This is a genomic window from Stenotrophomonas mori, from assembly GCF_023556335.1.
Classification (GTDB): Bacteria; Pseudomonadota; Gammaproteobacteria; order Xanthomonadales; family Xanthomonadaceae; genus Stenotrophomonas; species Stenotrophomonas mori.
The window spans coordinates 169,912-188,343 of record NZ_JAIKTS010000002.1 but is presented as its reverse complement, the minus strand read 5'-3'; the positions used below and the strand labels follow the sequence as shown (position 1 = coordinate 188,343).

Annotated in this window: 14 protein-coding genes; 7 read left to right on the top strand and 7 right to left on the bottom strand. The window is 73.1% G+C overall.

Annotation, left to right across the window (positions count from 1 at the left end; all coding sequences use genetic code 11):
* Positions 1 to 3: 3 nt before the first annotated feature.
* Complete coding sequence (locus K5L01_RS08480; RefSeq protein WP_250063844.1) at positions 4 to 1,824, bottom strand: monovalent cation:proton antiporter-2 (CPA2) family protein; 1,821 nt, start codon at positions 1,822 to 1,824, stop codon at positions 4 to 6.
* A gap of 315 nt (positions 1,825 to 2,139) precedes the next feature.
* On the opposite strand from K5L01_RS08480, the gene mgtE reads away from it, so the two are divergent.
* From mgtE to K5L01_RS08465, 3 genes are all read left to right on the top strand, one after another.
* Entirely contained in the window at positions 2,140 to 3,510 is a 1,371-nt protein-coding gene (gene mgtE / locus K5L01_RS08475; RefSeq protein WP_250063842.1) for a magnesium transporter, read from the top strand.
* 109 nt (positions 3,511 to 3,619) lie between these two features.
* Positions 3,620 to 6,328 (top strand): bifunctional acetate--CoA ligase family protein/GNAT family N-acetyltransferase, encoded by a 2,709-nt coding sequence (locus tag K5L01_RS08470; protein WP_250063841.1) that lies wholly within the window; start codon positions 3,620 to 3,622, stop codon positions 6,326 to 6,328.
* A 75-nt stretch (positions 6,329 to 6,403) separates the two neighbouring features.
* Positions 6,404 to 7,132, top strand: coding sequence for an alpha/beta fold hydrolase (locus K5L01_RS08465; RefSeq protein ID WP_250064151.1), 729 nt, complete (start codon positions 6,404 to 6,406; stop codon positions 7,130 to 7,132).
* A gap of 12 nt (positions 7,133 to 7,144) precedes the next feature.
* Here the strand turns inward: K5L01_RS08465 and K5L01_RS08460 are convergent, their stop codons facing one another.
* Together K5L01_RS08460 and K5L01_RS08455 are read right to left on the bottom strand one after the other, a co-directional pair.
* A complete protein-coding gene (locus tag K5L01_RS08460; protein WP_250063839.1) occupies positions 7,145 to 7,447 on the bottom strand; it encodes a hypothetical protein in 303 nt (100 codons plus the stop codon).
* 80 nt (positions 7,448 to 7,527) lie between these two features.
* Positions 7,528 to 8,487 (bottom strand): aldo/keto reductase, encoded by a 960-nt coding sequence (locus tag K5L01_RS08455; RefSeq protein WP_250063837.1) that lies wholly within the window; start codon positions 8,485 to 8,487, stop codon positions 7,528 to 7,530.
* Between the two features lie 170 nt (positions 8,488 to 8,657).
* On the opposite strand from K5L01_RS08455, the gene K5L01_RS08450 reads away from it, so the two are divergent.
* Complete coding sequence (locus K5L01_RS08450) at positions 8,658 to 9,503, top strand: class I SAM-dependent methyltransferase (RefSeq protein WP_250063835.1); 846 nt, start codon at positions 8,658 to 8,660, stop codon at positions 9,501 to 9,503.
* Between the two features lie 68 nt (positions 9,504 to 9,571).
* Complete coding sequence (locus K5L01_RS08445) at positions 9,572 to 10,129, top strand: pseudouridine synthase (RefSeq protein WP_250063833.1); 558 nt, start codon at positions 9,572 to 9,574, stop codon at positions 10,127 to 10,129.
* Positions 10,130 to 10,183: 54 nt separating this feature from the next.
* Here the strand turns inward: K5L01_RS08445 and K5L01_RS08440 are convergent, their stop codons facing one another.
* Positions 10,184 to 10,540, bottom strand: a complete 357-nt coding sequence (locus K5L01_RS08440; RefSeq protein WP_250063831.1) for a hypothetical protein — start codon at positions 10,538 to 10,540, stop codon at positions 10,184 to 10,186.
* A 960-nt stretch (positions 10,541 to 11,500) separates the two neighbouring features.
* Positions 11,501 to 14,017, bottom strand: coding sequence for an ATP-dependent helicase HrpB (gene hrpB / locus K5L01_RS08435; protein WP_250063829.1), 2,517 nt, complete (start codon positions 14,015 to 14,017; stop codon positions 11,501 to 11,503).
* A gap of 78 nt (positions 14,018 to 14,095) precedes the next feature.
* On the opposite strand from hrpB, the gene K5L01_RS08430 reads away from it, so the two are divergent.
* Complete coding sequence (locus K5L01_RS08430; RefSeq protein WP_250063827.1) at positions 14,096 to 14,911, top strand: TatD family hydrolase; 816 nt, start codon at positions 14,096 to 14,098, stop codon at positions 14,909 to 14,911.
* A 10-nt stretch (positions 14,912 to 14,921) separates the two neighbouring features.
* Here the strand turns inward: K5L01_RS08430 and K5L01_RS08425 are convergent, their stop codons facing one another.
* Together K5L01_RS08425 and K5L01_RS08420 are read right to left on the bottom strand one after the other, a co-directional pair.
* Positions 14,922 to 16,331 carry a sensor histidine kinase gene (locus K5L01_RS08425; RefSeq protein ID WP_250063825.1) on the bottom strand — a complete coding sequence of 470 codons (1,410 nt, stop codon included), beginning with the start codon at positions 16,329 to 16,331 and terminating at the stop codon, positions 14,922 to 14,924.
* Positions 16,328 to 17,002, bottom strand: a complete 675-nt coding sequence (locus tag K5L01_RS08420) for a response regulator (protein ID WP_250063823.1) — start codon at positions 17,000 to 17,002, stop codon at positions 16,328 to 16,330. Before K5L01_RS08420 ends, K5L01_RS08425 begins: the two co-directional genes overlap by 4 nt.
* Before the next feature lie 62 nt (positions 17,003 to 17,064).
* Here K5L01_RS08420 and K5L01_RS08415 point away from each other — a divergent pair, with 62 nt between their 5' ends.
* Positions 17,065 to 18,432 carry a TolC family protein gene (locus K5L01_RS08415; protein ID WP_250063821.1) on the top strand — a complete coding sequence of 456 codons (1,368 nt, stop codon included), beginning with the start codon at positions 17,065 to 17,067 and terminating at the stop codon, positions 18,430 to 18,432.

Genomic DNA, 18,432 nt, shown 5'->3' with positions numbered 1-18,432 from the left:
CCGCTAGTCGCCGCGGGCGGGCGCGGGGTCCGCGGGGGGCTCGCTGTCGCCGTCGCCGGCATCGGCCTCGAACAGGTGCATCAGGTCGGCGCGGGCATCGCGCGAGGTCTGCATCACCGCGGCCTCGTCGTCGTACACCAGGTGTTGGGCCTTGAGCAGTTGCTCATCGTGCGCGCGGAAGCGGCGCACGTGTTCCTGGGCCGTGGCCGCCGGGATCCCCAGGGCGGTGAGCACGCGCTCGCCGATCTCCAGGCTGGAACCGAACACCTCGCGGAACGGCTCGGCCGACATGTCCATCAGCTTCCAGGCGTGCTGGCGGTTGCGCGCGCGCGCCAGCACCCGGGCCTGGGGATACAGCCGGCGGATCAGGCGCACCGCGCGCAGGTTGGTGTCGGGATCGTCCATGGCCATCACGAACACCCGGATCTGGTCGCCGCCGGCGGCGCGCAGCAGGTCCGGCCGGGTCGGGTCGCCGTAGTAGAGGTGGTTGCCGAAGCGGCGCAGGTCCTCCACCGTGTCCGGATCGGCCTCCAGTGCCACGAACGGGATGTGGCGGGCGGTCAACAAGCGCGCCACGACCTGGCCGAAGCGGCCCATGCCGGCGATCAGCACCTGCGGGTGCTGGGCGGGGACCTCGCTCAGGTTGTCCGGTGCGGGCCGGGCCGGGGCGCTCGGCGCGCGCAGGCGCAGCAGGCGCTTGAGGCCGATCATCAGCACCGGCGTCAGCGCCATGGACAGGCTGACGATGGCCACCAGGCGGTCGTGGTCGACGCGGTCCAGCAGGCGCGCGCGCTCGGCCTCGTTGAATACGACGAACGCGAACTCGCCGCCCAGCCACAGCACGCTGCCCAGCATCAGCGCACTGCGCAGGGGCATGCGCGCGGCCAGGCCGACCAGCACCAGGACCCCGAACTTGACCGCCAGCAGCAGGCCCACGCCCAGCGCGATCAGCGCCGGCTCGGCGGCGATGCGCGCCAGGTCGATGCTCATGCCGATGGCGATGAAGAACAACCCCAGCAGCAGCCCCTTGAACGGCTCGATCTGCGATTCGATCTCGTGGCGATATTCGGAGTCGGCCAGCAGCACGCCGGCCAGGAAGGCGCCCAGGCTGGGGCTCAGGCCGGCCTTCTGCATCAGCCATGCGGTGCCCAGCACCACCAGCAGCGCACTGGCGGTGAACACCTCGGGCATGCGCGTGCGCGCGACCGTACCGAACAGGTGCCGCAGCAGCGGCCGGCCCAGCAGGATCACCACCGCCAGCGCGCCCAGGGCGCTGGCGACATGCTGCCAGGTCAGGGTCTGGTTGCGGATGCCGCCCAGCAGCGGGATCGCCGCCAGCAGCGGAATCGCCGCCAGGTCCTGGAACAGAAGGATGGCGAAGCCGAAGCGGCCATAGTCGCTGTTGAGCGCCTTGTGCTCGGACAGCAGCTGCAGACCGATGGCGGTGGAGGACAGCGCCAGTGCGGTGCCGACCACCAGCGCGCTCTTCCAGTGGAAATGGTGCAGCAGCAACAGCCCGCCGAGCAGGCCGGCACTGACCAGCACCTGCAGCGTGCCACCGCCGAACACCGGGCGCCGCATCACCATCAGCCGCGCCGGCGACAGCTCCAGCCCGATCAGGAACAGCAGCATGACCACGCCGATCTCGGCGGCGTTGAGGATGCGTTCGGCGTCGTGCACGAAGGCCAGCACGTGCGGCCCGAGCATCACGCCGGCGGCCAGGTAGCCCAGCACCGCGCCCAGGCCGAAGCGCTTGAACACGGGCACGGCGACCACCGCCGCCAGCAGCAGCACCAGAGCCAGTTCCAGACCGCCGCCCTGCATTGGCATCGCACCCGGGTCGCATCGAAGGAAAGCGCCGCGCCCGGGCCGCCGATGGCCGGGCGCCGACGCGCCTGCAAAGAGTATCGCGCGGCGGCCGGCGTGGGAATTTCACCTGCTGCCGCTTGACCGCGATCGCGACGCGGCGGCAGACTCGCCTGGCTGCCGGCCGACGCCGCGCAGCACCCTTTCGGAGTCCCACCCATGTCCAGCGACAGTAGACGTCGATCCTGTTCGATGCCGGCGACGGCGACCGCCTGAAGGGCCGGTTCGCCTGGCGCAGGCGTTGCGGCCGCAACCCGGTAGAGGCGAATCACCATGAACCAGAAACAACTCCTGCGTCCCCGGGCGGATGCCTCGGTACTGGGCGCGCCGCTGGCGGGCTTCAACACCGCCGACGCCGTGGTCTACCTCAACCACCTCGAGCGCGAGCGCGCCTCGGCGACCCTGGCGTCGCTGCCGCTGCCCCGCGCGGTCAAGCTGCTGGAGGCCCCGGAACTGCAGCATGCCGCCGAGCTGGTCGCGGCGCTGCCGCCGGCGCGTGCCGCGGCGCTGCTGGGCCTGATGGCCGACGACCGCGCCACCGACATCGTCCACGAGCTGGACCAGGACGCGCGCGCGCGGCTGATCCCGCTGCTGGACCCGGAGGCGCGCCGCTCCATCCAGCTGCTGCTCAGCTACCCGCCCAACACCGCCGGCGCGCTGATGACCACCGAGTTCGTCAGCGTGCCCGCCGACTGGACCGTGGGCCAGACCCTGCAGCACATCCGCGAAGTGGAACGCAACCGCGAGACCGTCTACGCGATCTACGTGCTCGATCCGGACACCGGCCAGCTGCAGCAGGTGGTGACCATGCGCCGGCTGATCACCGGCGCGCCGGACGACCCCATCCTCGATGTCGCCCAGGTCAATCCGCCGGTGACCGTCGGCGCCCTGCTCGACCAGGAGGAGGTCGCGCAGCTGATCCGCCGCCACGACCTGCTGGCGATCCCGGTGGTGGACGCGCAACGGCAGCTGCTGGGCATCGTCACCGTCGACGACATCCTCGACGCGCTGATCGACGAATCCACCGAGGACGTGCACAAGTTCGGCGGCGTCGAGGCGCTGGACCGGCCCTACATGCAGATCGGCTTCCTCGACATGATCCGCAAGCGCGCCGGCTGGCTGAGCGTGCTGTTCCTCGGCGAGATGCTCACCGCCAGCGCGATGCAGCACTACGAGGACGCGCTGGCGCGGGCGGTGGTGCTGACGCTGTTCATCCCGCTGATTATGAGCTCCGGCGGCAACTCCGGTTCGCAGGCGACTTCGCTGCTGATCCGCTCGCTGGCGCTGCAGGAGCTGCGCCTGCGCGACTGGTGGAAGGTGGCCGTGCGCGAGGTGCCCACCGGGGTGGTGCTGGGCACCATCCTCGGGGTGCTGGCGGTCATCCGCATCAGCGTCTGGCAGCTGGCCGGGCTGCACGACTACGGCGAGCACTGGCAGCTGCTGGCGGTGACCATCGGCGCGGCGCTGGTGGGCATCGTCACCTTCGGTTCGCTGTCCGGCGCGATGCTGCCGTTCGTGCTCAAGCGCCTGGGCTTCGACCCGGCCAGCGCGTCGGCGCCGTTCGTGGCCACGCTGGTGGACGTGACCGGGCTGGTGATCTATTTCAGCATCGCCGCGGCGATCCTCGGCGGAACCCTGCTGTAGCGCCGCGGCGGGCCGTCCGCCCAGGCGGCGGACGGCCGCTTGATCACGCTCATGCCATGCGCATCGCGACGCGTGTACCTTTGGTCGCGTTCCCGTTGCCGGCACCGCGATGAGCACCTACCACCTGCAGACCGTGTTCCGTCCCCGCTCCGTGGCCGTCGTCGGCGGCAGTCCGCGCGCGCGCTCGGCCGGCCGCGCGGTGGTACGCAACCTGCGCGAGGCCGGGTTCGCCGGCCAGATCGGCTGGGTCAACCCCCGCCATGCGCAGATCGACGGCCTGCGCACGGTCAAGCGGCTCAAGGACCTGCCCTGGGTGCCGGACCTGGTGGTGATCACCGCGCCGCCGGCGAAGGTGACGCAGGTGGTGGCGGCGGCGGCCGAGCTCGGCGTGGCCGCGGCCATCATCCTCACCGCCGGCCTGGGGCGCGGACCGGGCTCGCTGGCCGCGCAGGTGGAGGCCGCGGCGCGGCCGAAGGGCATGCGCGTGCTGGGGCCGCACTGCCTGGGGGTGATCGCGCCGCATGCGCGGCTCAACGCCTCCATCGCCGCGCGCACGCCGCTGGCCGGCGACCTGGCGCTGATCTCCGAGTCCAGCGCCGTCGCCGCGGCACTGGTGGAGTGGGGCGCGGCGCGCTCGATCGGCTTTTCCGCGGTGGTGTCGCTGGGCGATGCGCTGGACGTGGATTTCGGCGACCTGCTGGACCACTTCGCGGCCGACTACCGCACCCGCGCGATCCTGCTCTACGTCGACCAGATCAGCGACGCGCGCAAGTTCATGTCCGCGGCACGCGCCGCGGCGCGCGCCAAGCCGGTGGTGGTGGTCAAGTCGGGGCGCCAGCCGCGCACCGCCGATGCCCGCGCGGAGACCCATTCGCAGGCCCTGGCCGCATCCGATGCGGTCTACGGCGCGGCCTTCAACCGCGCCGGGCTGCTGCGGGTGGGCGCGCTGGACGAGCTGTTCACCGCGGCCGAGACGCTGGGCCGGCGGGGCACGTTCCCGGGCCACCGGCTGGCGATCCTCAGCAACGGCGGCGGCATCGGCCGGTTGGCGGTGGACCAGCTGCAGGCGCTCGGCGGCACCCTGGCGACGCTGTCGCCGGCAACCGTCGACCGCCTGGACCGCGCGCTGTCGCAGGGCTGGTCGCGCGACAACCCGGTGGACATCGTGGTCGACGCCGGCGGCGAGCGCTACGCCGCGGCGGTGGAGGCGCTGCTGGCCGACGACGGCAACGATGCGCTGCTGGTGATCAACGTGCCGACCGCCTTCACTTCGTCGGTGGAGGCCGCCCAGGCGCTGACCCGGACCCTGGGCCAGTGCCCGCACCCGCTCCGCGACAAGCCGGTGTTCGCGGTCTGGCTGGGCAACGACGAGCAGGCCACCGCCACCCTCAACACCGCGCGGGTGCCGACCTATCCGAGCGAGGCCGAGGCGGTGCGCGGCTTCCAGCACCTGGTGCGCTACCGCAAGGCGCAGGCGGCGCTGATGGAGACGCCGCCGAGCCTGCCGGCCGATTTCGTGGTCGATGCGCGCGCCGCGCGCGCGCTGGTCGACGCGGCGCTGGCCAAGGGCCAGCAGTGGCTGGACCCGGTGGCCACGCATGCGCTGCTGGAGGCCTACGGCATTCCCTCGCTGGCGGTGATGGTCGCGCGCGACCCGCAGGAGGCGATGGAACTGGCGCAGCCGCTGCTCGAGCAGGGCGCGACGGTGGCGGTGAAGGTGCTCTCGCCGGACATCCCGCACAAGTCCGACGTCGATGGCGTGCGTCTGAACCTGGGTACCCTGCAGGCGGTGCAGCAGGCGGCGGCCTCGATCCTCGAGCGCGCACGCACGCTGCGGCCGCAGGCGCGTCTGGACGGCCTGCTGGTGCAGCCGACCCTGGTGCGGCCCAAGGCGCGCGAGCTTATCGCCGGGATCGCCGACGACCCGGTGTTCGGCCCGGTACTGGTGTTCGGCCGTGGCGGCACCGCGGTGGAGGTGATCGACGACAAGACCCTGGCGCTGCCGCCCCTGGACCTGCGCCTGGCGCACGAAGTGATCGGCCGTACCCGGGTATCGCGCATCCTCGCCGCCTACGGCGACGTGCCGGCCGCCGACGTCCGCGCGGTGGCGCTGGTGCTGGTCAAGCTGGCGCAGCTGGCCGCGGACATCCCGGAGATCCGCGGCCTGGACCTCAACCCCCTGCTGGCCGATGCCGGTGGCGTGATGGCGCTGGACGCGCGCATCGCCATCGCCCCGGCGCGGCGGCTGCACAAGGGCCGTGGCCACCCGCGCTTCGCGATCTTTCCCTATCCCACCGAATGGGAACGCCGCATCGCCCTGGCCGACGGCGGCACGGCCTTCGTGCGCCCGGTACGCCCGGAGGACGACGCGCTGTTCCGCGCCTTCTTCGCGCGCGTCAGCGACGACGACCTGCGGCTGCGCTTCTTCCAGTCGGTCCGCCACTTCAGCCATGAGTTCATCGCCCGCCTGACCCAGCTCGACTACGCGCGCTCGATCGCGCTGGTGGCGATCGATCCGCCGACCGGCGAAATGCTCGGGGCGGTGCGCCTGCATGCCGACGCCGACTACGACCGCGGCGAGTACGGCATCCTGATCCGCTCCGACCTCAAGGGCCACGGGATCGGCTGGAAGCTGATGCAGATCATGATCGAGTACGCGCGCTGGCAGGGCCTGAACGTGGTCGAGGGCCAGGTGCTGCGCGAGAACAGCACCATGCTGGCGATGTGCCGGACGCTGGGCTTCAAGGTCCGCTCCGACGTCGACGATCCCAGTCTCATGCATGTCACCCTGCCGGTGCGGACCGCGACCCCGGCCTGACCCGTGCGCGGGCAGCCCCGCGCGATCCACGGCCCGGCGGTACCCGAAGCCGGCGTGCGGCGCGACAATGGCGGCATGGACGCCACCACCGCCGGGCACGCACCCGGCAAGATCCCGCTGCTGCTGTTGCCCGGGCTGCTCAACGATGCCGAACTGTGGCGCGCGCAGCTGGCCGACCTGTCCGACATCGCCGACTGCACGGTCGGCGACCAGACCCGCGGCCACACCCTGCGGGCGGTGGCCGAGGACGTGCTGGCGCAGGCGCCGCCACGGTTCGCACTGGCCGGGTTCTCGCTCGGCGGTTTCGTCGCCCAGCAGATCCTGCGCATCGCGCCCGGGCGCGTACGGCGGCTGGCGCTGGTCGGCAGTTCGATGCATGCCGATTCGCCGGAGCGGGCGGCGCAGCGCCGCGCGCAGCGGGCCAGCGTGCGCCTGCCCGGCAGGTTCCATGGGTTCGGCGACACGCTGATGCGCAGCTACATCGATGCCTCGCGGCTGGGCGACCACGGGCTGGTGCAGCGCGTGCGTGCCATGACCGCGCGCCTGGGCGCGGAGGTGTTCCTGCGGCAGAGCGCGCTGGAGCGGGTGGAGGGGCGCGACGTGCTCGCCGGCTACCGCGATCCGCTGCTGATCGTGTGCGGGGCCAACGACCGCATCACCCCGCCGGCGGTGAGCGAGGAGATGCACGCGCTGGTGCCGCAGTCGCGGCTGGTGGTGATCCCCGCCTGCGGGCACCTGGCGCCGATGGAGAAGCCGGAGGCGGTGAGTGCCGCCCTGCGCGGCTGGCTGCTGGCGGCGGACTGAGGCGCGCGCCGCTCAGTGCAGCGCGCGCGCCTGTCCGGCGTGCTGCCAGGCATGGCGCACCAGCCAGCGTGCTTCGTCCCACGCTACCGCCAGGCCCGGCGCGCGCCGGTGGTAGCTGTCCTGAAGCACGCGGTAGCGCTGCTCCTCGCTGGCATCGGGCCAGGCGCGGTAGACCTCCAGGCCCATCCGCAGCAGGTGCCGGTACTGGTCGAAGTCGTGGTGGCCGAGCCGGCCGATGGCGTGCACGGCGCGCCAGTACTCGAGCTCGGCATCCAGGTCGAAGCCGTGCGGGTCGTCGGGATGCGGATGCGGCATGAGCGGTCTCCGGTCGCGGGCGGGTCCCTGCGAGGGCGATGCTACGGCCGGGGCGGCGCGGGATTCAACCCGCGCCGCATTCAGGCGGATTCGGCGCTGGCGGCGTCGAGCTGGGCCACGTCCTGCGGCGACAGCGCCAGTCGGGCCGCGGCCAGCACCTCGTGCAGCTGCTCCACGCCGGTGGCGCTGACGATGGGCGCGGTGATCCCGGGCCGTGCGATCAGCCAGGCCAGCGCCACCTGCGCGGGGGTGGCGCGGTGGGTGGCGGCGACATCGTCGAGCGCGTCGAGAATGCGCTGCCCGCGCGGATTGAGGTACTGCGCGACCACCTTGGCGCCGCGCGCGCCGCTCTTGCCGGCATCCTCGGCGCTGCGGTACTTGCCGCTGAGGAAGCCGCTGGCCAGCGCGTAGTAGCCGATCACGCCGAGCCCCTGCTCCCGTGCCAGCGGTTCGAGTCCGGTTTCGTAGCCGGCGCGGTCGTAGAGGTTGTACTCCGGCTGCAGGCTCTCGTAGCGCGGCAGGTGGTAGTCGGCCGACACCTTCAAGGCATCGCGCAGGCGCGCGGCGCGGTAGTTGGAGGCGCCGATGGCGCGCACCTTGCCGGCGTCGATCAGGCGCGCGAAGGCGCCGAGGGTCTCTTCCAGCGGCACCGATTCATCGTCTTCGTGGGCCTGGTAGAGGTCGACCACGTCGGTCTGCAGGCGGCGCAGCGAATCGTCGATGGCCGCGTCGATGTTGGCCGCCGACAGCCCAGGGCGGTCGGCCCACTTGGCCACCTTGGTGGCGACCACCACCTGGCTGCGCTTGCCGCTGTGCCTGAGCCAGCGGCCGATGATGGTCTCCGACTCGCCGCCCTGGTTGCCGGGCACCCAGGCCGGGTAGACGTCGGCGGTGTCGATCAGGTTGAAGCCGGCCTCGACGAACGCGTCGAGCAGGGTGAACGCGGTCTTCTCGTCCACGCTCCAGCCGAAAACGTTGCCACCGAAGGCGATGGGGCCGACCTGCAGGCCGGAACGGCCGAGTTCGCGGAATCGGGTCATGCGCACCTCCTTGTCATCCGGCCCTACAGCATAGACGCCGGGTGTGTCGGTTCCGTAGCAGGGAGGTGAAAACAGCGTTGCGCATCACATCCCGCCTGGGCCGCGGCCCACCGGCCGGCGGTCGCCGGCGCGCATGCTAGGCTCGCCGCACACCAGCCATGGAGCCTGCCATGAAGATCACCGCCCACTGGGCCGCCTGCCTGCTGTTCGCCGCGCTGCCGGCTTCCGCACGGCCGGCCACGGCGCCCGCATCGCCCGCCGGCACCGACGCGCTGCAGGCGGTGGTCGCAGGCGACTGGCGCAGCGCCGCGAACGTCGCCCGCGACCGCTACCGGCATCCCGTGCAGACACTGGCGTTCTTCGGCCTGCGGCCCGACCAGACGGTGATCGAGATCACCCCGGGTGGCGGCTGGTACGCCGAGATCCTCGCGCCGTACCTGCGCGGCCAGGGGCGCTACGTGGCGGCGGTGGTCGACCCGGACGCGCTGCCGCCCGGCGGCGGTCGTGACTACCAGCAGCGCGCCCGCGCCGGGCTGCAGACGCTCTTCGCCGATGCGCCGGCGCTGTTCGACCAGGCGGTCACGGTCGCCTACGACCCGGCGGCACCGGTCCTGGGCGCGCCGGATTCGGCCGATGCGGTGCTGACCTTCCGCAACGTCCACAACTGGCGCGCCAGCGGCCAGGCCGAGGGCCTGTTCCGTGCCTTCTTCGCCGTGCTCCGGCCCGGCGGCGTCCTCGGCGTGGTCGAACACCGTGCCAAGGCCGACGTCCCGGCCGACGACAAGAGCGGCTATGTCGGCCAGGCGCAGGTGATCGCGCTGGCCGAGGCGGCCGGTTTCCGGCTCGCGGAGAGCAGCGAGGTCAACGCCAATCCGCGCGATGCCAGGGAGCATCCCAACGGGGTGTGGACGCTGCCACCGTCCAACAACCACGACGCTGTCGACGCCGCGCGCTACCAGGCCATCGGCGAGAGCGACCGGATGACGCTGCGCTTCGTGAAGCCGGGCCGGAGCTGAGCCGGCGGGGCCTGCCGGGCGGCTGCCCGCCCGCGGCCGCCCCTGTGTCCGTTTTCCCGTAGGCCGCCATGCTGATCGCCTTCAACAAGCCCTTCAACGTCCTGTGCCAGTTCACCGACCGCAGCCAGCCGCCCCGCGCGACGCTGGCCGGTTTCGGGTTGCCGAAAGGGGTCTACGCGGCCGGCCGCCTGGACTACGACAGCGAAGGACTGCTGCTGCTCACCGACGACGGTGGCCTGGCGCACCGCTTGACCGATCCGCGGCACAAGCAGGACAAGACCTACTGGGCGCAGGTCGAGGGCACGCCCACCGCGGACCGGCTGCAGGCGCTGCGCGAGGGCGTGCAGCTCAACGATGGACCGACCCTGCCGGCGCGGGTGCAGCTGCTGCAGGCGCCGCCGGCGCTGTGGCCGCGCGATCCGCCGGTGCGTTTCCGCAAGACCGTGCCGGATGCCTGGCTGGCGCTCACCCTGCGCGAGGGCCGCAACCGCCAGGTGCGGCGGATGACCGCGGCGGTCGGCCTGCCGACGCTGCGGCTGGTGCGTGCGGCCATGGGCACGCATGCGCTGGAGGGCCTGCAGCCGGGGCAGTGGCGGATGCTGGATGCACACCGCGCACCGGCCTGAGCCGGTGCGGGCCCGCGCGCGGGTGCCGGGCCGGCGCAGGAGGCGCGCGGCGTGTCAGGTATCGCTGCCGATATCGCTGGTTTCGTCCACCACCGACGGCGATGCCCGGCGGCGCTGGGCGATCTGCTGCGAACGGGCCTCGATGGCGGCGTTGTCGCGCTTGTTCTTGCGGTAGACCGCGTAGCCGATCAGGCCCAAGCCGACCGCGGCCACGGCGAGGGTCGCGGTCGGGTTGCGGCGTGCCACCCGGCCCACGGCCCGGCCGCCGGTCTTCATCGCGCCGATCGCGGCACCGGCCTTGAGCCATTCGGCCGCGTTCGAGCCGCCGCTCTTGAGGCTGTCGCCGGCATGGCCGGCCAGTTCCATGGCCCGCTCCAGGGCCGATCCGGTGATGTCGCTGAACTTGCTCATGGGGGAGTCCTCGAAGGTTCGCAGGGGCAGGCCCGCAGTGTCGCGGGGGCGGCGTGCAGGGAATGTTAGCCGGGAACCGACCCGCCATTGCCGGAGCGGTCCAGGCCGCGGTCTTCCGCGGCCCCGGCAATCGCGATGCTGCGTAGCGCCGGGCCGTGCCCGGCGGGGCCTTCCCGGCAAAACCCCAGCGGGGCGGGGCCCCGCTCTACAGGAGGTTGCGTTGCAGGGGGTGTCCAGCCGCACCGCGCGGGTGTGTGCGGCGAGGGCAATCGCGATGCTGCGTAGCGCCGGGCCGTGCCCGGCGGGGCCTTCCCGGCAAGACCCCCCAGCGGGGCGGGGCCCCGCTCTACACGGGATTGCGCTGGAAGGGGCGTCCAGCCGCACCGCGCGGGCGTGTGCGGCGAGGGCAATCGCGATGCTCCGTAGCGCCGGGCCATGCCCGGCGGGGCCTTCCCGGCAAGACCCCCGGCGGGGCGGGGCCCCTCTCTACACGGGATTGCGCTGGAAGGGGCGTCCAGCTGCACCGCGCGGGCGTGTGCGGCGAGGGCAATCGCGATGCTCCGTAGCGCCGGGCCATGCCCGGCGGGGCCTTCCCGGCAAGACCCCCAGCGGGGCGGGGCCCCGCTCTACAGGGGCTTGCGCTGCAAGGGGCGTCCAGCTGCACCGCGCGGGCGTGTGCGGCGAGGGCAATCGCGATGCTCCATAGCGCCGAGCCATGCCCGGCGGGGCCTTCCCGGTAAGACCCCTAGCGGGGCGGGGCCCCGCTCTACAGGGGGTCGCGCTGCAAGGGGCGTCCGGTCGCAGTCCCGCCATGTGTCACCGTCGCCACGGGAGATGATCCTTCACGTCCCGCGCGGTTTTGCGCGATGTGTGGCGGTCGCGCTCCAGGGATCGTCGGGCCGCGCCGGGCATGAGTCCGCAGTCCGGTCGTCTTTCACCGTCGCCACGGGAGATGATCCTTCACGTCCCGCGTGGTTTTGCGCGATGTGTCGCCGTTGCGCTCCAGGGGTCATCGGGCCACGGATGTCTGGGATACCTTCCCTTCATCTCCTTCTTCACCTCCGCATAGGTGTTCTGCCAGAAGCTGCGCAGGTCGCCGGTGACCTGCAGCGGTTTGCCGCCCGGGGAAAGCAGGTGCAGCAACAGCGGCACGCGGCCGTCGGCGATGCGCGGGGTGTCGGCCAGGCCGAACAGTTCCTGCAGCTTCACCGCGAGCACCGGCGGGCGCGGGGTGCTGCCGTCGTCGTCCATGGCGTAGGTGATGGTGCGGTCGATGCCGGAAGGCACGCTGATGCGCACCGGTGCGTAGCGGTCCAGTTGCTGGCGGGCGGTCCAGTCGATGCCGGAGCGCAGGGCATCGCCGAGTGCCTGTTCGTCGAGGGCGTCGAGGCGGGTCCTGCCGGCAAACGCCGGCAGCAGCCAGTCGTCGAGCGAGGCGAGCAGGGCGGTGTCGGAGAGGTCGGGCAGGCCCAGTTCGGGCATCCAGTGGCGCAGGCCCTGCACGCGGTGGCGCCATTGCCGCAGGTTGCCGGTCCACGGCAGCGCGTCCAGGCCCAGTTCGCGGACCGCGTCGGTGAGTGCGCGCGCGGCCTGCGCCGGATCGACTCTCCCGGCCGGCCGGCTGTCCAGCACGATGTGCTCGAAGCCGGATTCGCGGCGTGCCTCCAGTGCGCGCCGTTCGCTGTTCCAGCGCACCACGTCGTGCTGGTGGAAGCGGTGCGGGAAATCGGTGCGCAGGCGCGCCTCGTCCACCGGCGCGGCGCGCAGCAGCAGTGCATCACGTGCGTCGTGGCGCAGCTCGCTGACCACCAGCCAGGGTTCGCCGCGCAGGTCGCTGGTGTCGAACAGACGCACGCTGCGGCCGTTGGCCAGTTGGTAGCGCAGCGGATCGGCGAGGTGGCGGGCGGCGATGCGGTCGGGAAAAGCGTGGGCGAGCAGGTCGCCCAGCTCGTGTGCTTCGATGTCGGCCGGTGGCGTGGCATCACAGCGCAGGCGTCGCCGCCACTGCCGGGCCGCGGCGTCGATGGCGGCCAAGGCGCTGCGGCTGGCGTCGTGTGGTGCGCGCCCGTTGCGGAATGCGGCCAGCGCCCGCCAGCGGGCGGCCAGGGCGTCGCCACCCTGGCGCAGCGGATCGCGTGCTTCCAGCAGGGCCGCCAGGTCGGCGGCGAGGGCCTGTTCGCGCGGGCCGGTCGCGGCGATCAGCATCGCCGCCAGCCGTGGGTGGGTGCCCAGCGCGAGCAGGCGCCGGCCGGTGCCGGTGATCGCGTTGCCGTCGAGCGCGCCGAGCCGCTGCAGCAGTTCGCGCGCGGCGGCCAGTGCGCCGGCCGGCGGTGGATCGACGAAGCGCAGGTCGTCGCTGCCCCATGCGGCCAGTTCCAGGGCCAGCGCGGCCAGCTCCACCTGCGCCATCTCGGGGCGCCGCTGCGGTTCCAGCCGTTGCGACTGCGGCCACAGCCGCAGCGCCCAGCCGGCGGCGACGCGGCCGGCGCGGCCGGCGCGCTGGTCCGCCGAGGCCTGCGAGATCGCCACCGCGTCCAGCCGCGAGAACCCGCTGTTGGGGTCGTAGCGCGGCTCGCGGGCCAGGCCGGCGTCGATCACCACGCGTACGCCGGGCAGGGTCACCGAGGATTCGGCGACGTTGGTGGCCAGCACCACGCGGCGGCGGCCGTCCGGATCGGGCTGCAGCACGCGCGACTGCTGCTCGACGGGGAGGTCGCCATGCAGCGCCAGGAGGTCGGTGTCGCCGGGAAGCAGCGGCTCCAGCGCCGCCCGCACGCGCGCGATCTCGCGCTGACCGGGCAGGAACACCAGCACGTCGCCGGGATGCGCCGCCAGTGCCTGTTCGACCGCACGTCGGGCCTGCGCTTCCAGCGCCTCGTCGCGGCGTGCCGGGAAGTGCCCGACCTGCACCGGGAAGCCGCGGCCTTCGCTGGACAGGCGCGGCGCGTCGAGGAACGTGGCCAGCCGCTCGCCGTCGAGGGTCGCCGACATCACCACGATGCGCAGGTCCTCGCGCAGCCCGGCTTGCACGTCCAGCGCCAGCGCCAGGCCGAGGTCGGCCGCCAGGTGGCGCTCGTGGAACTCGTCGAACAGCAGCGCGGCCACGCGGTCCCGTCCGTGTCCGCCAAGCTCGGGGTCGTCCTGCAGCATGCGGGTGAGGATGCCCTCGGTGACGACCTCGATGCGGGTGCGCGCGGAGACCTTGTTCTCGAAGCGGATGCGGTAGCCGACGGTCTCGCCGACCGGCTCGCCCAGCTGCCTGGCCATGTACTGCGCAGCGCTGCGCGCGGCGACCCGGCGCGGCTCCAGCATCACGATCCGCCCGCCCTGCAGCCACGGCGCGTCGAGCAGCGCCAGCGGCACCTGGGTGGTCTTGCCGGCGCCGGGCGGGGCTTCGAGCACCAGCCGCGGATGCGCGGCCAGGCTGTCGGCGATGGCCGGCAGCAGCGGGGAAATGGGGAACTCGGGACGTGCCATCGCGCAAGGATAAAGGTTCGCACCGGCATGACCGCCTACAATGCGCGCTTTCCGCTTCCGCACCACCGGCCAACAGCCATGCAACTGATCGACATCGGCGCCAACCTCACCCATGAATCGTTCGCACGCGACCTGGACGCGGTGCTGGAGCGCGCCCGTGCCGCCGGGGTGGCGCAGATGGTGGTGACCGGCGCCAGCCGCGAGCATTCGCCGATGGCGCTGGCGCTGGCGCGGCGCCATCCCGGCCTGCTGTATGCCACCGCCGGCGTGCACCCGCACCACGCGGTCGAGTACACCGACGAGTGCGACGCGGAGATGCGCGCGCTGCACGCGCACCCGGAAGTGGTGGCGGTGGGCGAGTGCGGGCTGGACTACAACCGCGATTTCTCCCCGCGCCCGGCACAGCGCCGGGCCTTCGAGCGCCAGCTGCAGATCGCCGCCGACCTTGCGGTGGATGGCGCGGGCAAGCCGCTGTTCCTGCACCAGCGCGATGCGCACGACGATTTCCTGGCGGTGATGAAGAACTTCGAGGGCCGGCTCGGCCCGGCGGTGGTGCACTGCTTCACCGCCGAGCGCCGCGAGCTGTTCGACTACCTGGACCGCGACTGGCACATCGGCATCACCGGCTGGCTGTGCGACGAGCGCCGCGGCGCGCACCTGCGCGAACTGGTGAAGCACATCCCGGCCGAGCGGCTGATGATCGAGACCGACGCGCCCTACTTGCTGCCGCGCACGCTGCGGCCGCTGCCCAAGGACCGCCGCAACGAACCGGCGTTCCTGCCGCACATCGTCGAGGAGCTGGCGCGCGACCGTGGCGAGGACGTGGCGCGGACCGCGGCCAACGCCACCGCGACCACGCGGCGCTTCTTCGGGCTGCCGGTTCCCGGCGCCTGAGCCGCCGGCGTCAGCGACCGTCCAGCGGCGGGAACACCACCGTGGCCCGCACCCCGCCGGCCGGTGAGCGCGCCAGCCGGAAGAGCGCGCCGTGCAGGTTGGCGATCTCGCTGACGATGGACAGCCCCAGGCCGCAGCCGTCGCCCTGCGTGTCCAGCCGGTAGAAGCGTTCCAGCACCCGGTCGTGCTCGTCGGCGGGAATGCCGGGGCCGTCGTCGTCCACGTACAGGGTCAGGGGCGAGGGCGACAGGCTCAGGGTCACCTGGCCGTCGCGGCGCCCGTAGCGCAGCGCGTTGTCGATCAGGTTGCCGACCATTTCCCGCAGCAGCTGCGCCTCGCCGAGCAGCTGCAGGCCCTGTTCGGGTCCGTCGTAGCCCAGGTCGGTGCCCTGGGCGATGGCGCGGTCGGCATGCCGTTCCAGGGTGTCGCGGCACAACTGAGCCAGGTCCAGCGGGCGCAGCTGCACGCTGCCGCTGCCGGCGGTCTCGGAGCGGTTGAGCATCAGGATCTGGTGGGTGAGGTGGTGCAGCCGGGTCAGGCCGTCGAGCACAGCACCGAGCGCGGCCTGGCGCGCGTCCGGATCGGTCTCGCGCAGGGCGCTGTCCAGGCGCACCTGCAGCGCCGCCAGGGGGGTGCGCAGCTGGTGCGCGGCATTGGCGACGAAGCGCTGCTGCTGCTGCTGGGTGGCGGCGAGGCGGCCGATCAGGGTGTTGATGGCGTCCAGCGCCGGCTGCAGCTCGCGCGGGCTGTCGCCGTGCAGCGGCAGCGGCCGCAGCGGGTGCACGTCGAAGGCCGCCAGCCGCTGCGTGGCACGGTTGACGTTGCCGGCCACCGCCGCGGTGCCCCAGCGCAGCGCGACCGCCGCCAGCAGCAGCACCAGCGCCTGCAGCGGCAGGCTGGAGAGCAGCAGCCGCTGTTCCAGCCGATGGCGCTTGATCCGGGTCTCCGACACCCGCACCCGCACCGGCTGCGCGGCGCCGGGGACCGGCACCGCGACCTGCACCGCCCGCACCGGCTGGCCGTCCACGTCGGTGTCGTAGTACACCGGGCCGTCGCCGCCGGCCTGCGCCGGAGCCGGAATGGGGTGGTCGCCGAACAGGGTGCGGGCGCCGTCCACCACCTGGCCCTGGACCTGGTCCACGGTATCCCAGCGGAACATCCGCGCGGTGGCGTCGGTCATGGCGATGGCGGTCTCGCCCTCGTGCACGTACAGCAGCTGCGCCAGCGACATCGCCGAATCCCACAGCCAGCGGTCGTAGACCTGCCCGGCGTAATGCCGCGCCAGGGCATAGGAGGCGACCGCGCTGGCCAGCAGCAGCAGCAGCAGCGGCAGCCACAGCCGGCGCAGCAGCAGCGAGCGCAGGCTGTGGCTGCCGTCGCCTGCGTGCCCGCCGCGACGGCGCCACGGTGCGGGACTCACGCGGTGGCCTCGATCCGGTAGCCCAGGCCGCGCAGCATGCGGATGCCGACACCGGCGCCGGCGTCGCCGAGCTTGCGCCGCAGGCGGCTCAGGTGGACCTCGATCACCGACAGGCTGGCGTCGGCGTCCCAGTTGTAGACGGCATCGAACAGGCGCTGCTTGGACACCACGCGGCCGGGCTGTTGCATCAGGATCTCGATCAGCGCCAGCTCGCGGGCGGTCAGTTCCAGCGGGGTGCCGTCGTCGCGCCGCAGTTCGCGGATGCCGGCGTCGAACACCAGACGGCCGATGCTCTGCAGCTGGGCCGCGGGGCCGCGGCGACGCGCCAGGGCCCGCACCCGCGCCTCCAGCTCGCCCAGCGCGAAGGGTTTGGGCAGGTAGTCGTCGGCGCCCGAATCCAGGCCGCGGATGCGGTCTTCCACGCCGTCGCGCGCGGTGAGGATCAGCACCGGCCGGTCCATGCCGCTGCGGCGCAGCTGCGCCAGCAGGTCCAGGCCGTCGCCGTCGGGCAGCCCCAGGTCGAGGATCAGCAGGTCGTAGTCCACGGCGTCCAGCGCCGCCGGCACCAGCTGGCCGCGGTCCAGGTGGTCGCAGGCGTGGCCGCCCTGGGCCAGCGCGCCGAGCAGGCCCTCGGCGAGTTTGCGGTCGTCTTCGATCAGCAGGATGCGCATTGCAAGCTTCGTGCAAGGGTCGGGCAAGTTTCCCGAAAGTGCCCCACCTTACCGTGGCGGCAATGAATGCCAAGCCGTCCGTATCGATGCACGGCGCCGTGGTGTCGTCCCGCTGTCCGGCGCGTTCCGCCGGCCGCGCCGGGGCGTTGCCGGCGCGTGCCACCGCTGTCCGCCTGCCACGGCGCAGCGCCTGCCTGGCGCTGCTGCTGGCGCTGCCCTGGCTGCCGGGCAGGGCCCCGGCGATGACCCTGGCCGAGGCCGAGGCCGCGCTGCACGGGAACAATGCCGACATCCTCGCCGCGCGGATCGAACTGCGCGGCGCCGAGGGCGACCTGTTCGACGCCGCGCGGCGTCCGGCCGCGGAACTGAGCGTGGGCAGCAGCAAGATCAGCCGCCAGGAGGGCGTGGGCGGTGGCCGCTGGAAGGACAAGCGGGTGGACAGCACGCTGGGCGTGGAGTGGACCTGGGAGCGTGGCGGCAAGCGCCGGCTGCGGGTGGAAGGCGCCCGGGCCCGCGGCGATGCGGCGCGGCTGGACCTGCTGGACCAGCGCAGCGCGCAGGTGCTGGCGCTGCACGAGGCCTACTTCGGCCTGAAGGCCGCGCAGCAGGCGCTGCAGATGGCCGAGGACAACCGCGACGAAGCGGCGCGGGCGCTGGCCGCCGCCGAGCGCGCGCTGGCCACCGGTGCGATCGCGCCGATCGAACGCAACCGCCTGGCGGTGGAGGCGATGAAGGCCGAGGCCGAGGCGCGCGGGCAGCGGTTGGAATGGCAGGACGCGCAGATCGGGCTGGCGCTGCTGATCGGGCACGTGGACGCGCCGGAGCGCTTGCAGGCCGAGGATCCCTGGCCGGCGGCCGGCACGCCGGCACCGCTGCCGGACGGTTTCGATCCGGCGCTGCGCGCCGACCTGCAGGCGGTGGCCGCGCGGGTGCGGGCGGCCGATGCCGAGCGCCGCCTGGTGCGCAGCCAGGGCCGCCGCGACGTCCAGCTCGGGCTGGAGCTGGAGCGCGAGCCGGACGATATCGGCGGTGTCACCCTCGGGTTCTCGGTCAGCGTGCCGCTGGTCGGCGCCCGCCACTACCGTGGCCAGGTCCAGCGGGCCGAGGCCGACTACGACGCGGCCGTGCTGGCGCAGCGCGAGGCCGACCGCCAGGTGCGCGCGCAGGTGCGCCAGGCCGGTGGCCAGCTGGAGGCGGCCGGGCTCCAGGTCCAGCACTACGAACAACGGATCGCGCCGGCCGCGCGCCAGGCCCTGGACGGCATGGAGCTGGCCTATCGGCGCGGCGCCGCCAGCCTCACCGACCTGCTCGATGCGCGCCGCACCTGGCGCGAGGCCGAGCACGAACGCGTGCAGGCGCAGCTGGAGCACGCCGTGGCACGGGCGCGCTGGCAGGCGCTGCTCACGCTTCCCTCCCTGCAAGGATCCTGA

What these genes read in the sequence shown, in the direction of transcription:
- K5L01_RS08480 (WP_250063844.1), bottom strand. Translation starts at nt 1,824, where the DNA reads ATGCAGGGCGGCGGTCTGGAACTGGCTCTGGTGCTGCTGCTGGCGGCG.
- mgtE (WP_250063842.1), top strand. Translation starts at nt 2,140, where the DNA reads ATGAACCAGAAACAACTCCTGCGTCCCCGGGCGGATGCCTCGGTACTG.
- K5L01_RS08470 (WP_250063841.1), top strand. Translation starts at nt 3,620, where the DNA reads ATGAGCACCTACCACCTGCAGACCGTGTTCCGTCCCCGCTCCGTGGCC.
- K5L01_RS08465 (WP_250064151.1), top strand. Translation starts at nt 6,404, where the DNA reads ATGGACGCCACCACCGCCGGGCACGCACCCGGCAAGATCCCGCTGCTG.
- K5L01_RS08460 (WP_250063839.1), bottom strand. Translation starts at nt 7,447, where the DNA reads ATGCCGCATCCGCATCCCGACGACCCGCACGGCTTCGACCTGGATGCC.
- K5L01_RS08455 (WP_250063837.1), bottom strand. Translation starts at nt 8,487, where the DNA reads ATGACCCGATTCCGCGAACTCGGCCGTTCCGGCCTGCAGGTCGGCCCC.
- K5L01_RS08450 (WP_250063835.1), top strand. Translation starts at nt 8,658, where the DNA reads ATGAAGATCACCGCCCACTGGGCCGCCTGCCTGCTGTTCGCCGCGCTG.
- K5L01_RS08445 (WP_250063833.1), top strand. Translation starts at nt 9,572, where the DNA reads ATGCTGATCGCCTTCAACAAGCCCTTCAACGTCCTGTGCCAGTTCACC.
- K5L01_RS08440 (WP_250063831.1), bottom strand. Translation starts at nt 10,540, where the DNA reads ATGAGCAAGTTCAGCGACATCACCGGATCGGCCCTGGAGCGGGCCATG.
- hrpB (WP_250063829.1), bottom strand. Translation starts at nt 14,017, where the DNA reads ATGGCACGTCCCGAGTTCCCCATTTCCCCGCTGCTGCCGGCCATCGCC.
- K5L01_RS08430 (WP_250063827.1), top strand. Translation starts at nt 14,096, where the DNA reads ATGCAACTGATCGACATCGGCGCCAACCTCACCCATGAATCGTTCGCA.
- K5L01_RS08420 (WP_250063823.1), bottom strand. Translation starts at nt 17,002, where the DNA reads ATGCGCATCCTGCTGATCGAAGACGACCGCAAACTCGCCGAGGGCCTG.
- K5L01_RS08415 (WP_250063821.1), top strand. Translation starts at nt 17,065, where the DNA reads ATGAATGCCAAGCCGTCCGTATCGATGCACGGCGCCGTGGTGTCGTCC.